At 51.0% G+C, this 14,122-nt stretch carries 13 protein-coding genes; 5 read left to right on the top strand and 8 right to left on the bottom strand.

What is annotated here, in order from left to right:
* Positions 1 to 8 precede the first annotated feature (8 nt).
* Complete coding sequence (locus ICL07_RS01645; protein ID WP_188086208.1) at positions 9 to 806, bottom strand: PhzF family phenazine biosynthesis protein; 798 nt, start codon at positions 804 to 806, stop codon at positions 9 to 11.
* A 92-nt stretch (positions 807 to 898) separates the two neighbouring features.
* Positions 899 to 1,978, bottom strand: coding sequence for a 3-oxoacyl-ACP synthase III family protein (locus ICL07_RS01650; protein ID WP_188086209.1), 1,080 nt, complete (start codon positions 1,976 to 1,978; stop codon positions 899 to 901).
* Between the two features lie 247 nt (positions 1,979 to 2,225).
* On the opposite strand from ICL07_RS01650, the gene ICL07_RS01655 reads away from it, so the two are divergent.
* Positions 2,226 to 2,585 carry a SnoaL-like domain-containing protein gene (locus ICL07_RS01655; protein ID WP_188086210.1) on the top strand — a complete coding sequence of 120 codons (360 nt, stop codon included), beginning with the start codon at positions 2,226 to 2,228 and terminating at the stop codon, positions 2,583 to 2,585.
* A 21-nt stretch (positions 2,586 to 2,606) separates the two neighbouring features.
* Here the strand turns inward: ICL07_RS01655 and ICL07_RS01660 are convergent, their stop codons facing one another.
* Entirely contained in the window at positions 2,607 to 3,605 is a 999-nt protein-coding gene (locus ICL07_RS01660) for a sterol desaturase family protein (protein ID WP_188086211.1), read from the bottom strand.
* Between the two features lie 91 nt (positions 3,606 to 3,696).
* Between ICL07_RS01660 and ICL07_RS01665 the strand changes: the two genes are divergently transcribed.
* The 3 genes from ICL07_RS01665 to ICL07_RS01675 all read left to right on the top strand — a co-directional run bounded on the left by ICL07_RS01665 (position 3,697) and on the right by ICL07_RS01675 (position 6,644).
* A complete protein-coding gene (locus ICL07_RS01665; RefSeq protein WP_188086212.1) occupies positions 3,697 to 4,605 on the top strand; it encodes an alpha/beta fold hydrolase in 909 nt (302 codons plus the stop codon).
* A 229-nt stretch (positions 4,606 to 4,834) separates the two neighbouring features.
* Positions 4,835 to 5,944 carry a metallophosphoesterase gene (locus ICL07_RS01670; RefSeq protein WP_246484956.1) on the top strand — a complete coding sequence of 370 codons (1,110 nt, stop codon included), beginning with the start codon at positions 4,835 to 4,837 and terminating at the stop codon, positions 5,942 to 5,944.
* A 127-nt stretch (positions 5,945 to 6,071) separates the two neighbouring features.
* Positions 6,072 to 6,644 carry a hypothetical protein gene (locus ICL07_RS01675; protein ID WP_188086213.1) on the top strand — a complete coding sequence of 191 codons (573 nt, stop codon included), beginning with the start codon at positions 6,072 to 6,074 and terminating at the stop codon, positions 6,642 to 6,644.
* A gap of 58 nt (positions 6,645 to 6,702) precedes the next feature.
* Here the strand turns inward: ICL07_RS01675 and ICL07_RS01680 are convergent, their stop codons facing one another.
* Positions 6,703 to 7,086: a VOC family protein gene (locus ICL07_RS01680; RefSeq protein ID WP_188086214.1), complete on the bottom strand. Its 384-nt coding sequence runs from the start codon at positions 7,084 to 7,086 to the stop codon at positions 6,703 to 6,705.
* A 94-nt stretch (positions 7,087 to 7,180) separates the two neighbouring features.
* On the opposite strand from ICL07_RS01680, the gene ICL07_RS01685 reads away from it, so the two are divergent.
* Complete coding sequence (locus tag ICL07_RS01685; protein ID WP_188086215.1) at positions 7,181 to 8,206, top strand: serine hydrolase domain-containing protein; 1,026 nt, start codon at positions 7,181 to 7,183, stop codon at positions 8,204 to 8,206.
* Positions 8,207 to 8,245: 39 nt separating this feature from the next.
* On the opposite strand, the gene ICL07_RS01690 is transcribed toward ICL07_RS01685, so the two are convergent.
* From ICL07_RS01690 to ICL07_RS01705, 4 genes are read right to left on the bottom strand one after another with little or no spacing between them, the layout of a single operon-like run.
* Positions 8,246 to 8,977 (bottom strand): glucosamine-6-phosphate deaminase, encoded by a 732-nt coding sequence (locus tag ICL07_RS01690; protein WP_188086216.1) that lies wholly within the window; start codon positions 8,975 to 8,977, stop codon positions 8,246 to 8,248.
* A gap of 42 nt (positions 8,978 to 9,019) precedes the next feature.
* Positions 9,020 to 10,456 (bottom strand): Gfo/Idh/MocA family protein, encoded by a 1,437-nt coding sequence (locus ICL07_RS01695; RefSeq protein WP_188086217.1) that lies wholly within the window; start codon positions 10,454 to 10,456, stop codon positions 9,020 to 9,022.
* A gap of 21 nt (positions 10,457 to 10,477) precedes the next feature.
* Positions 10,478 to 12,529 (bottom strand): alpha/beta hydrolase, encoded by a 2,052-nt coding sequence (locus ICL07_RS01700; protein WP_188086218.1) that lies wholly within the window; start codon positions 12,527 to 12,529, stop codon positions 10,478 to 10,480.
* Between the two features lie 25 nt (positions 12,530 to 12,554).
* The gene (locus ICL07_RS01705; RefSeq protein WP_188086219.1) at positions 12,555 to 14,105 is read right to left on the bottom strand and encodes a SusD/RagB family nutrient-binding outer membrane lipoprotein; all 1,551 of its coding nucleotides are present in this window, start codon (positions 14,103 to 14,105) and stop codon (positions 12,555 to 12,557) included.
* Positions 14,106 to 14,122: the final 17 nt, after the last annotated feature.

The following is a 14,122-nucleotide window of genomic DNA, read 5'->3' on the forward strand; positions in this document are numbered from 1 at the left end:
TTCCTTTATTAATGGTTTATAGTGAATATACCGGAGATGACGGTCACGGCTTCGCCGCGCAGCAGTACGCGGTCGTCCTGCAATTCCACCTGCATAGCGCCGCTCCTGGCGGATGCCTGATAGGCGTTCAGCGACGTTTTACCCAGCTTACCCGCCCAATACGGCGCCAGGCAACAGTGTGCGGAGCCGGTCACCGGATCTTCGTTAACACCCAGTGGTACGGCAAAATAACGGGATACGATATCGTATGGGCTGCCCTCCCTGTCATCACGGGCGGTGATGACCACCTGATAAGGCGCCAGCAGTTGGAAATCTGGTTTAAAATCTATGACAGCAGCGGCAGAGGGTAGTTCAATGATATAACGGTCATGGCTATACACGGCGCTGCTCTCTCTATCCTGGAACAGCTGCCGCAACAAGGTGGGTAATACCACCGGCTCATAGGGACGGGCGGGGAAATTGAGCTCGATATGTTGTCCATTGCCGGCGGCTGTCAACAAACCGCTACGTACCGTATGAAAGCGCAATACCGCCTCACGCGGCTCCAGACCGTTACTCCAGAGCACATGGGCACTGGCCAGGGTAGCATGCCCGCAAAGGGGCACCTCCACTTCAGGCGTAAACCAGCGGAGGCTGTAGCCGTCCGCCTGTTTTAACAGGAAAGCGGTTTCAGAGAGATTGTTTTCTGCGGCAATCGCCCGCAGCGTTTCATCGGGAAGCGGTGTTTCCAGCAGACATACACCCGCCGGATTACCGGAGAAAGGAGTATGGGTGAAAGCATCTACCTGGAAAAAACGAATATCCATTTTCGCGGAATTAATGAGTTACAAATGTGCAACAAATCCCACCACGAAAACAGATACAGTTTTTTCTTTTTAGACCATATCAGATGAACAGGTTACATCCGGTAACAAACGGCGTTGATGTTCATACCGGCGCCGACAGAGGCAAATACAATCACATCGCCGGCATGCAGCGTATGTTCCGGCAGATCGCCTTTCGACACCATATCAAACAAGGTGGGAATAGTAGCCACCGAACTGTTACCCAGTTCGTGTATGTTCATCGGCATCACGTGCGATAAATCCGGCGTGAGATCGTATAATTTATACAAAGCCTTAATAATGGCTTCATCCAGTTTTTCATTAGCCTGATGAATAAATATTTTCCTGATATCGGAGATAGGCACGCCGGTAGCGTCGATACAGGCTTTAATAGCTTCCGGTACATGTTTGAGGGCAAACTCGTATACCCGGCGGCCCTGCATTTTAACGTATTTGATACCGCTGTGGTCTTCCGGTGCATTGGAAACCCCGGTGTTGATATAATTGAGTTCCTGGATAGCGAAAGTTTGTGCGGCGGTAGCCAGAATACCGGGACCGTCAGGCGTACCCGGGGCAGCCTCCAGCACCATAGCGCCGGCGCCGTCACTGAAAATCATGCTGTCACGGTCGTGGCAATCCAATACACGGCTTAACACTTCTGCCCCTATTACGAGGCAACGTTTGGCTACGCCGGCACGTATAAAGGCATCGGCCTGGATAACGCCCTGCAACCAACCCGGACACCCAAAGAGGATATCATAGGCCACGCAGTTGGGATTTTGGATGCCCAGTATATGTTTTACACGGGCCGCCAGGGAAGGCACTGCGCCCGACTGTACGGAACCTTGCTGTACATCGCCAAAATTATGCGCTACAATAAGCTGGTCTATCGTTTCAGGGTCTATCCGGGCATCCTCCAGGGCTTTTTGTCCGGCCCAGGCCGCAATTTCAGACGTATGCTGCTCATTGGTCACATAACGGCGCTCACAGATACCGGTAATTTGCTGGAATTTGTCTACGATCTCTTCGCCGGGGGTATTAATGGGCGCCTGGTGGGCATCATAAAAACGATTGGAAACAAAATCCCGGTTCAGTTTAGCTACTGTGGGGATGAAACTGCCTGATCCCTTAATAATAGTGTTCGTCTGGTTCAATGTCCGAATTTAAATGTTTGATAAAAGGCAAATAGGTATTATAGCGTTTGACCAGCACCATCCATCCGGTTGTAGCGCGGATGACATGTGTCCTTCACGGTATGTAATAAAAAACCCTGCCGGTTTAACGGCTCATCAGACTGAAGGTACTTTTTTTACATGATAAAAACTAATATTATCAGGGTAGGTAGGGCTTCCGGGTCCGAAATTTGTTGTCTTTTAAAACTCATTTAAAACCATATCATTTATGACAATCCAGGAAATTGCGCAGCGGCTTGTCGCTCACTGCGAAAAAGAAAACTATGAGGCCGCCCAGAAAGAGCTATATGCGGAAGATGCTATCAGCATAGAACCCGAAGCCATGGGTGGTTATGAAAAAGAAACCAAAGGGCTTCAAAATATCCTCCGCAAGGGACAACAGTTTACCGATTCTATAGAAGCCTCCTATGGCACTACCATCTCTGCTCCCCTCATCGCTGGTAACGCTATCGCCTTTACGCTGAAAATGGATGCAAAATTTAAAGGCAGGGACCGTAGTACGTTTGAAGAAATCTGCGTATACGTGGTAAAGGATGGTAAAATCATTTCAGAACAGTTCTTTGCCTGAAAGAGCTTTACCCAGGGCTTCTCAGCCCTGGGTAACTGTTATTTCCATGTCATAGGCTTTTTTGACGGCCTTAGCAGTTTTATGGTCTCCGGTATGGCTCCATCCCGGAGGCATCACGATATATAGCAGTTTGTTGACAATTCCCGGCGCCTTGCGGATATCTTTCCACAGGCAATAGAGTTCCCCGAAATAAACATCCCACAGGTTATCCGGATTCATCTCCCGGGTAATGCCATACACTATTTTCACTTCCTTTTTTTCCGGTTGAAAAGTGCCGAATACCTTATCCCATATATTAAGCAGGTTACAGAAGTTCGTGTCCATGTACTCTACGTTTTTGGCGTGGTGTACCCGGTGATAGGACGGCGTCAGGATCAACCGGTGGAGGAAACCCATTCTGCCATCGGGCAGTATATTCTCTCCCACATGGATAAAGGCGCCCCAGGTGCCATCTATAAACATGATCAGGAACAACATCGGCGGGTTCACTCCCGCCAGTATACAAATAGAAGTACGGATCACGTCCGCATAAGGCGCCTCCAGGAAAAAATGCGCATAGGTGACAGACAGGTTCATGGCCACCGGCGCATGATGCGTGGAATGCAGACACCAGAAAATACGCACCTTATGTCCCAGGTAATGATAAATAAAATGAGCGAACTCCCATACGATATAACCATAGATAAACCAGTACCAGGTAAACGAAGTCTGAAAAGGCGCTATCTTCTCAAACAACCCGATACAAAAAGCAATCGCCGCAATGGAAATAAAACGGGAGATAAATCGATTGAGCACAAAAATCAGAAAAGGAATTTTATAGTCTTCTATCTTAAAGCGTTTGTATATCAGGGCACGGGTTACTTCTATCAGCAACAAAAAAGGTATCACCGGCGATATAACAGAGAGAATACCCTTGAGCGTGAGCAACGAGGAATAATTGCCGGTACGGTACAGTTCCAGGAGGTTTCCGATGCCCAGAAAAGAGACCAGTTCCTGGTACAAGGTGTGGAGAATAGCCATAGCAGAATAATTAATAAGATCAGTAACGCGGAAAAAACTTTCTCCCGGAAAATAATATAAATTCGGGAAGATTTTACCCGAAATTGTTCTTATGAGAAATTTTTCTATCCTGCTGACTTTACTCCTGTCTGCTACCCAGCTATGCCCCGCACAGTCTACCGATTCCATCCGTACGCCCTGGGGGCATCTGTACTACCACCGCTATGGTAAAGGCGAACCCATTATCGTTTTATCCGGCGGCCCCGGCAACTCCTGCCTGCAACAGGCTGAAGTCGCTACCGAACTGGGCAAAACACACCAGGCCATATTGCTGGAACAAAGAGGTACCGGCTTGTCCATCCCCGTTCCCATGGACTCTACTACCATCAACCTCAAAGCTGCCGTGGATGACATCCGCCTGCTGATGGAGCATCTCCATCTTCAGCAAGTCGTGATCTACGGCCACTCCTGGGGCGCCATGCTGGCCATGAACTTCGCTGTCACCTATCCGCAGCGGGTTAAAAAACTGGTGCTGGCCTGCCCGGGTTATTACAAATTTGACCCGGTTTTCTTTACTACCCACATCAATAACCTGCGGGTAAGGATGGGGGTCCACGAAATTGGCCGCTACGACTCGCTGGAGAAAAAAATCACCGCTAAACTAGGTACCGCAGCGGATTCGGCGGAGTACAACCGCATCATACGCATGTCGTATATCTATGACAAAACCATGATCGACAGTATCCTGAAAAAGATAGACGTGGCGCCCTCCAATACCAAAATGCAGGGCCTCATGATCCAGGACCTGAACCGCATCCACTACGATCTGAGTAAAACGTTGCCCCGCTATAAAGGTCCTATGTATGTGATCAGCGGCGCCCAGGACGCGCTGTCATTTTATACCTACGAGCTGCAACAGGTGCACCCGTCAGCAAAATTATCCTGGATACAAGGCTCCGGCCACTTTCCGATGTTTGAACAACAACAGGCGTTTTTTGATGCGTTGAAAAAAGTGCTTTGATACCTGGTTACCGGTGCCAGGGGGTGTAGGGTGTTTGCTCCTCCAGGGAACCAGGGGCTGAAGCCCTGGGTTTCGCGGGTTTCATGCATTTCACGGATGCCATGGTTTCATCCATTTCACGAACACCTGTATTACCAGATTTCCTGGCATAGCTGAAATCCCCGCCTCTTCAAACCATCGGATCACAAAAAATTTCCATTATCTTGTTTCCTGAGCTAATCTAAACCCGTTGCCAAATCCATTCAAAAAAATACTGGCCCGGCTCATCGTCCGGATGTCTGACCGGCTGTCGTCGCGCCCGGATAAAAAAGCCGTATTTAAATCGCTGACGCAGCTGTACAACCGCATCCTGAAGGGGAAAAAGGATACCGGCCTGGTAGTTCCTTTTGACCTTCAGCAAGGCCGTTTCATTATTTTCTCCGATCAGCATAAAGGTTGCCGCGACGCGGCCGACGATTTCCGGGATGCGGCAGATACCTACGCCGGGGCGCTGCAGTACTATTACGATCACGGTTATACGTTGATTAACCTGGGCGACTGTGAAGAGCTATGGGAAAATACGCCTGCCCGTGTGATGCAGTATAATGCAGATCCTTTGCAGGCCGAAGCCCGTTTCCTGCAACGCAAACGTTACTTCCGCATCTTTGGTAATCATGACCTGGAATGGCATTACCTGGTACCCCGGCGGCAGTTCCTGCGACCGCTGTTCGGTAAAAAACTACGGGTATACGAAGGGCTCGCACTACAAACACAATATAACGGCAACGCCTATCGTATTTTCCTGGCGCATGGGCACCAGGGCGATAAACGCAGTGATGGCAATACTTTCAGCAAATGGTTCGTAGCGGCGATATGGACACCGGTACAACGATGGCTGGACATACACCCGGATACCCTCTCCGAATCCTTCGATCTGATTGATGCCCATAATATCATCATGTACGAATGGAGTGTACAAAATCCCCGTACCCTGTTTATTTCCGGACATACGCATAAACCAGTGTTTGCTTCCCTGGACCATATTGACCGCCTTACCAAACAACTGGAACGGGCTACGGCAGAAAATGATACCACGGCCATAACTGCACTGCAAAAGGAACTACAACAGCGACAGGAGGAATATGCCGGTAAACAACTCGTTAAAACCATGGCGTACCCTACCTATTTTAATACCGGCTGCTGCTGCTTCAGCGATGGGGACATTACCGGCATTGAAGTGGCCGACGGCTTTGTCCGGCTCATCAAATGGAGCCGTAAAAGCGGTACAGTGGCCCACCGGAAGGTATTGGAAGAAGCCCCTCTTTATTACCTGTTTGACCAGCTCCCGGCTGCTCCATAATTAAGTTTTCTTTAGCATACCGGCAAGAACAATCATCAAAAGCCATTGTTAGCATTATGGTAATACGTCGCTTTGGGCAACCTATTACCGGTCATGAAACTATTGTTGATCCTACAAACCATACAACATGAAACGATTAGTTGTTCTCATGGCATTGCCCATGCTCATCGCGATCTCCGCAGTGTATGCCCAGGACCCGCTGATGGCGCGTGCTGACAAAAGAGAAATCCGAAAGGAAAAACACGCTGAAAAAAAATCCCTGCGTGCCCTGAAAGGTAAAGATGTCAGCTATGAGTCTACCTTGCACTTTGTACGCGACTTTGGCAATATCCCGGATGTAACATGGCAACGGACTGCCTATTTTGACCAGGCATCCTTTATCGACAAAGATGGTAAACCTACTACCGCTTTTTACGACGATCAGGCCAATCTCGTCGGTACCACCACTCCGGCTAAGTTCAGCGATCTGCCCCCTGCAGCACAACGGAACATAGAAAAACACTATAACAATTATGGCGATGCTGCCGTTATCTTTTTTGACGATAACGAGTTTAACCAAACCAACATGATTATCTATGGTGAAGAGTTTGAAGATGAAGACAATTACTTCGTGGAATTAAGGGACAATCAAAATAAACCCATCGTACTAAGGGTAACACCGGAAGGAGAAGTGACTTACTTTGCAGAAATCCGCAGATAAATTGTTATTTAGCTATTTGGTTATTTTGAAAATTGAAAATAACCAAATAGCTAAATGATTATTTTTTTTCCTGTAAGACAGACAGAATATTACCAGCCGGATCAGCAAACCAGGCAATGGACATCCCCCGCTCCTGATCCCTGAAAATTCCCTTCTCATCGGTAGCAATTTCACCCGTGTAATGCTGAAACCGGACACCCTTCCGGGTAAGCTGCTCCACAGCTTCGTCCACATTGTCTACAATAAAATTAAGCACGGTAAACGTGGCGGGCGTATGGTTCGGTTTACCATATAAAAAAACGCTGGGTCCGCCGTCGACCTTTAGTTCCAGCCCCTCCGGCGTTTCATTGACTTTCAATCCTACACTGTCCTCATAAAACGTTTTGGCCTGCTGTATATCATTGACGGAAAAGCTGCTAAAGGCCCCTGCATGTTTAAGCATAATATGATGTTTAAAGGATGAAGAATACCCCTGTTCCTCAATTTTGTTACCAGAAAAGTAAATTACTGTACATTCATGGCACTAACTATTTGTTATGCGTTGGAAAATCTTGCTGCTCCTGCCAGCTTTCATCATTACGCTGTCCTGTACCGGACAGTCGCTCCCGGACACCGCAGCGGTACTTACACAAAACCCCTGGCTGCATCAACTGGTAGTGTCTGTGGATGGCCGCACCATCCTGAACCACACCTATAACGGCCAGCGTGCCGACACGCTGCAAAACAGCCAGTCTCTCACCAAAAGTATCCTGTCTGTCCTGATAGGCATAGCTATCGACAAGGGCTATATCAAATCGGTGGACCAGGAGCTGGTTACCTGGTTCCCTCAACTGGCACAGGACCCTGATCCCCGCAAACAGCATATTACCCTGCACCAGATCATGGACCAGGCGTCGGGCTTATGGCACGAGAACCTGGAAGGTGGGCTGGGCACGTATTTGTCTCTCCCAAACCCTTCACAATATGTGGTGGAACAACCCCTGCTAAGCAAGCCGGGCGAAGTGTTCCACTATAATAACGCCGCCACTCACCTGCTGTCCGTTATTCTTACCAAAGCCTCGGGCATGCCCACGGCGGCATTTGCCCGGCTCTTCCTGTTCGGTCCGCTGGACATCCAACAATGGGACTGGAAAAAGATGAACGATGGATATGATGATGGCGCAGGACTGCGCAGCGTTTACCTGTCCACCACGGCGATGAATAAAATCGGCACCCTGCTGTTGCAACAGGGATGGTACCAGGGGAAAACAATCGTATCAGAAAAATGGGTACGCAGCATATTGCAACCCTCGCTGACGCGGGCCACCAACTGGGGTTTTACCGGCTCCCGATACGCCCTGTGCTGGTATCATGTACAGTACCAGGGGCAACCGGTTACCTACGGCATGGGATGGGGCGGCCAATACCTCGTCATTCTCCCGCGGCAAAAAACAGTAGTAGCGGTGCATCAGGCGGTAAATGACGCCACGGCGATCCGCCAGGAACAATATTTTGAAACGAGGATTTTCCCGCTGTTATGGGAGTATATTCAACAGCAGGAAAAAAAGGCAGCAGGCCATTAACCATACGTTGCCCGCTGCCATTAACCACTAAAACCTGCCTTATGCCAATAATGCCGCTGCTGCTGTATCGAGATAAAAAGTACAATGTGCGTGTTGTTGCAAAATGCTGGCCGGGAACAGGTTGCTGACCGGTTGCTCCAGACTGTTTTTTACGGCGGTAGCCTTTCTTTCCCCCGGTACAGAACAGATGATGTATTTAGACAACATAATCTGGTGTACCGACATGCTGATAGCCTGCGCCGGCACGTCATCCGCAGTAGCAAACCATCCTTCGTTGGCCTGCTGCTGCCGGCAGGCAAGGTCCAGGTTGACCACCAGGTAAGGGGCTGTTGTGGTGAAATCTGCCGGAGGATCGTTGAATGCCAGATGGCCATTTTCGCCGACACCCACCAACGCTACATCTATCGGATGTGTTTGTATCAATCCGGAGAGGCGGGCAATTTCTGCGGTGGGGTCTGTTTCCCCGTCAATCAGGTAGGCGGCTTTCAGCGGGCCTACCTTTTCCAGGAAACGCTCTTTCAGGTATTTCCGGAAACTGGCCGGATGAGTTACCGGCAACCCGATATATTCATCGAGGTGAAACATCACTACTTTGCTCCAGTCGATATTGGCGGTTATCAATTCCTGAAGGGTTTCAAACTGACTGGTACCGGTAGCCAGAATAACGTTGGCCTGTCCTTTCTCACGGATAGCCTGATTGATCAGCGCGGCTGCATCCTGGCCGGCTGTTGCCCCTAATTCCTGTGGGTTGTTTGATCGGATGATTTTCATTATTTGCTTATTTTTTTATTTGTTTATTTATTGGGGAGATGATCACCTTTTATTGACGACCCCGGTGGTACCGCCCTTTTCCAGGGAGATGTCTACCGGTTGGTTCTTTTTCCAGGAACCACCCGTAAAATCGGGGACATCGATGGAATTGGAACGATGGGCGACAGACCAGCCACTGAGCGGGAAAATGGAGCTCCAGCTGGCAGCGTCGTATACGTCCATGTCCATTGGCAAACCGTTACGCAGACAATCAATCAGGCGCCAATCCATCATAAAGTCCATACCACCGTGGCCGCCTACCTGTTTAGCCATCTCTCCCACTTTGCGCACAATAGGCGGCATGTACTGCTCTTCCAGTTTTTTGAATTCCTCATCGCTCAGCCATCCTTCGTGACTGGTGGCGATACGCGGTGGCAACGGATATTTCTGGGCAGTAGCTTTAGTGCCGCTCACCAGGTGGATGCGGGAGTACGGCCGCGGCGAGGTGACATCATGCTGTACCATAATCGTTTTGCCTTTCCTCGTGCGAATCGTAGATACGTTCATGTTACCCCGGAAATGTGCGCCGGAAAATTGTTTGTAGAAATTATCCTTTTCCGCCAGTGATACGGCATAGGGATGCATCATAAAATCGTTGGAGGAAACGGACACCAGGTATTCCATGCTGTCGCCGCGGTTGATATTGAGCACCTGGCATACCGGCCCCAGTCCATGCGTGGGATAGAGGTTACCGTTATACCGGGCATTTTCGCGCAGCCGCCAGTTGTCGTATCGTTTTGTGCGGTCGAACATACTTTCGAAAATATCGTGCAGGTAAGCGCCCTCACAATGTACAATCTCCCCGAAGAAGCCCTGCCGGGCCATGTTCAGCGTCAGCAGTTCAAAGAAATCGTAACAGCAGTTTTCCAGCATCACACAGTGCTTGCGGGTGCGTTCGGATGTTTCCACCAGCCGCCAGCAGTCTTCCAGCGAAGTGGCAGCCGGTATTTCCGTGGCTACATGTTTACCATGTTCCATTGCATATACTGCAATAGGTGTATGCAACTCCCAGGGCGTAGCGATATAGATCAGGTCGATATCATCCCGTTCGCACATCTTTTTCCAGGCGTCGGCAGAACCCGTGTATTCGTGGGGGTGATAACCGCTGTTGGCGATCCGTTTTTTGGCAGCTTCGATTTGTTGCGGGCGGATGTCACAGAGGGCTTTTATTTCAATGCCCTGCAACCAGGTGATACGTTCTACCGCCGCTCCTCCCCTGTTACCGAGACCTACATAACCAATGCGAACCGTATCTATTTTGGGTGCAGCGTAGCCACACATGTTAAACCGTTGTTTCCTGACTTGTTGCGCCTGTTGCAGCAGGTTGTCCGGCAATCCGGCGGCATGCGCCTGCCCGATACCCGGTATAACAGCACTGCCGGTGAGACCGATGCCGGCGAGGCCAGCCAGTTTGAGAAAATCCCTGCGGTTATTTTTCATATGCATATTGTTTTTCTTCGTTTAGGGGATATCGTTCGTATTCCCGGTGCGCACGATCAGCTGGCCGCGTTGACGGCAACGTTTGCGCATTTCCTGGAATTCATCTCTGTAAAATTTCAGCGGCAGACCGGCAATCGGGTTCCCCGACATGTCTACCGGTGCGATCAGCTCCACTTCCCGCCCCGTGAGGCCCGCCACCAGGGACACATCTCCCCAGGGCAAAAACCCCGGCACATGAATGGCCATGTTGAAGTAGTCCACGCCGGTACGGCCGGCAAACTGGTAACTAATGGGACTATTGTGCAACACCACTTTACTGATACCATTATCAATAGCAGCCAGGAAAAGGCCCGCCATACCGGTTTCGCGGTACCCTTCCAGGGTCACCCGCTTTACGCCGTAATGGCTCCGGAGGAATCCCGCCAGCAAACGCAGGTCATTTACCCACTTACCCTGTATAGTATGCCCCAGCCAAAGAGCGCTGCGGGCCAGTGTATGGAAGCGGGGCAGACTCCCGTCGGTTTTATTGGCAGTTTCGGAGCTTTGTTCCCCCGTTCCCCAAAGGTCCGCCAGCACTACGCCATAGCCTTGTGCCAGCAACTCATCTACCCGGTCAGTGGGGATACTGTCTTTGCCGCCGCTATGGGTAAGAATAACATACCCGTTTTCCCGTTTACGGGGTTTACGGTGCAACAGGGGCAGCATTTCGCCGTCGGTGGTTTCCAGCGCCAGGCGGTCCCAACCCTGTTCCGGTGTAAACGGATAGATCTTTTTCAGTTGCAGCGGCTGTTCTGCTTTCAGGATGGATTTTAAAGCAGCCTTTTTTTCTTTGGTATCCAGTCGCTCGTGGGCCAGCAGACTGGCACGCCATTCACTGCCCGCCTGCCGGCACCAGGCAGCCGTACTGAGTACGTTGCTATCGCGCTGCAGCGTGGGAAATGTCAGCAGCTGCCGTGCCGGCAAAAGCGTTGTAGCAGGCAGTGGCACCGCGGCGCCGTTACCGGTACCTTTCAGGTGCAGGTCAAACCATCCCAGCAAGGCGCTGCGCATCTCAGGCCAGTAGCCGTGTGTGGTATCAAAAAGTTGGTATTGCAGTTTATTCCCCGCTTTCAGCTGCTGAAACAACGGCATGGCGGCCCGGTAGCTGCGTAACATTTCAGAGGGGAAAAATGATTTACTCGCATCCTTTTCCGCGCTGCATATTTTCAATGCCCGGGGCGCCGCCATAGCGAGGATACCCGCTTCTTCGGTGAAGGTAAGGCCGGAAGGCAACAGCTCACATACACAGTTACTGTTGAGGATATACGCTTCAAAGGTGCCTACGCTCACCACCGGCATCGCGGCTTTAATGCGTTCATCCATGGCCGTTAGCCACATGGTTTGGTTACCGCCGCCGCTGGCGCCGGTAGCGCCTATACGTTTTTTATCGGTCTGCGGCAGACTGCAAAGCAGGTCCACACCACGGATATTATCCGTCAGTTGCATACCCATCAGGGTAGTACCGGCATTCATGAGGGAGGCCCCCAGGTTGGCGCCGTGGTATTCCGCTACGCCGGGGGTGGTGGTTCTTTCCCCGGCGCCCCAGGCATCAATATTCAGGCAGATGTAGCCGTGGCTGGCCAGTTCCTGAGCGGTGGCCTGTACCATATCGCCCATACGGCCGCCGGGCCAGTGACCGTGCATATTGATCACTGCCGGGAAAGGGCCCGGACCATCCGGCATATACAGATTGGCGGTAGCGTATACGCCGGGACGGGTCTGGAATGAGATATTACGGATGCTGTATCCTTGTTGTTGGGTGCGCCCGGTTTCCTTTATATCCAGCGGTAAAGCATGATCTTCCTGGAGGCCTGTTTCCCTGGCAATCCGGTCGCGCAGCTCCTGGCGCCAGGCGCTCCATCCTTCCGATGTTTGCGGAAGCTGGTGCCGCTGGAAAGCAGCTGCAGCCTCCAGCTTCAGCTGCCGGCTGGCAATGTCTTCCCGGTCAGCAGGAAGTACTTTAGGCAAAGGTTGCCCTAAGGCCAGGAAAAGCGAAGACATGATCATGAAAAATGGCGCTATCGTGTTCAACATCCAATGCGTTTATCTAATCAATAAGTTATTCAACATCCCACCACAAACGGGTAGCCGCATTGTCGGGCCCTCCCAGCAGCTGTACGCCTTTTTTCAGTTCAGCTGCATTGGTAGTAGCTTCTGAAGAGGGGTACGGTAAACGTTTGATAAAAGTGCCGGCAGGCAGGTCCGCGTTTTCGGATTGCAGCACCGGGTACATTTTCGGATAACCGCTGCGGCGGAACTCCGCCCAGCCTTCCAGCCCATCGGGGTAAATGGCCAGCCATTTCTGGGTACCGATCTGTTGCCTTTGTACGTTGGCAGCAGTCCCGAATTTCACGGGAATATCCGCTACCGCAGGTGAATTGGCTACGTCGCCGGGCGCCACCGGCACGGCGGCAGATTGCGTGTAGGCATTGATGACAGCCGCATCTGTCACGCCCCATTGTTGCATGCTGACCTCAATACCTTTTTCATACAAAGCCTGTGCGGTGCCGCCCATGTTCCAGCCATTGAGAGCGCCTTCCGCCCGCAGGAAGTAAGCTTCCGCGGCGTTAAACACTGTCTGCGAAGCCTTCAGCTCCGGCTGCCAGGAGGTGCCGTTCCAGGTAACCCAGTAGGTGCCTACATTGGAAGTTTGCACTCCCTGATTCAGCGGGTTGTTGAGCGCCACGGCCGGTGAACCATTACGCAGACCCCGGAAGGTACCATTACCCACTGCCGGCTGATACATTTTTTTCATCCGGGGATCATCGTATCCTTTCAGATAAGAGAGCATGGTGGAGCTCATGCTAAACTCGTTATAGGAAGCAATCCTGGCCAGTCCGTTACCATCGGTACCATCGAGGGAACGGGCTATTTTAGCGGTATGGGTTACATCCGTCATCACACCGGCAGCCACTGCGGCTTCAGCCTCCTGCTTAGCCCGGTCGGGCGTGATACGGGAAACCCGCAACGCCAGCCTTAAACGCAGGGTATTGGCGAAACGGACCCATTGCTGCACATCGCCGCCATACATCAGGTCATAGGTACCAAATACATTGGTAACACCCGCCTGCTGCAAGGCTTTCACGGCATGGTCCAGCCGCTTGAAAAAGTCGTCATAGATCTTATCCTGGGCATCATAAGGGATTACATCCTGTGCTTTACCGGCGTTGAAATAAGGTACAGGGCCAAAGTAATCGGTCATATGATGAAACGCATATACCCACATAATCTCTGCCAGCGCATATTCGCCGGAAGCAGGCTGCGTGTTTTCAAAAATGGTATACAGCTGCGGGACCGTCTGCACATACGTCACGATACCCGGACGCGGCAGCCAGGCGTCGTTGATCTGGTAACGGTCGGTCTGAAAACTGGTCGTATTCAGGGCAAAGTATTGCGCATAGAGATCGGCGTATAAATTTTGTGTAGTCTGGTAATATCCCTGGTTAATGGTGGCAGCTGACTGGGCTTTGGAAAACATAAACGGCATTTCCCGCAGGCCGGCGTCAGTAATAGCGCCGGGATTGGTGTTCAGGTCATCAAAGTTTTTGGTGCAGCCATTCAGTGCAGCAGCCATTACCAGCGGAAGTATATATCTGAATTGTTTTTTCATGGCAGTTGGTTTTTAGC

This window comes from Chitinophaga qingshengii, from assembly GCF_014529935.1.
In the GTDB taxonomy this organism is placed as follows: domain Bacteria; phylum Bacteroidota; class Bacteroidia; order Chitinophagales; family Chitinophagaceae; genus Chitinophaga; species Chitinophaga qingshengii.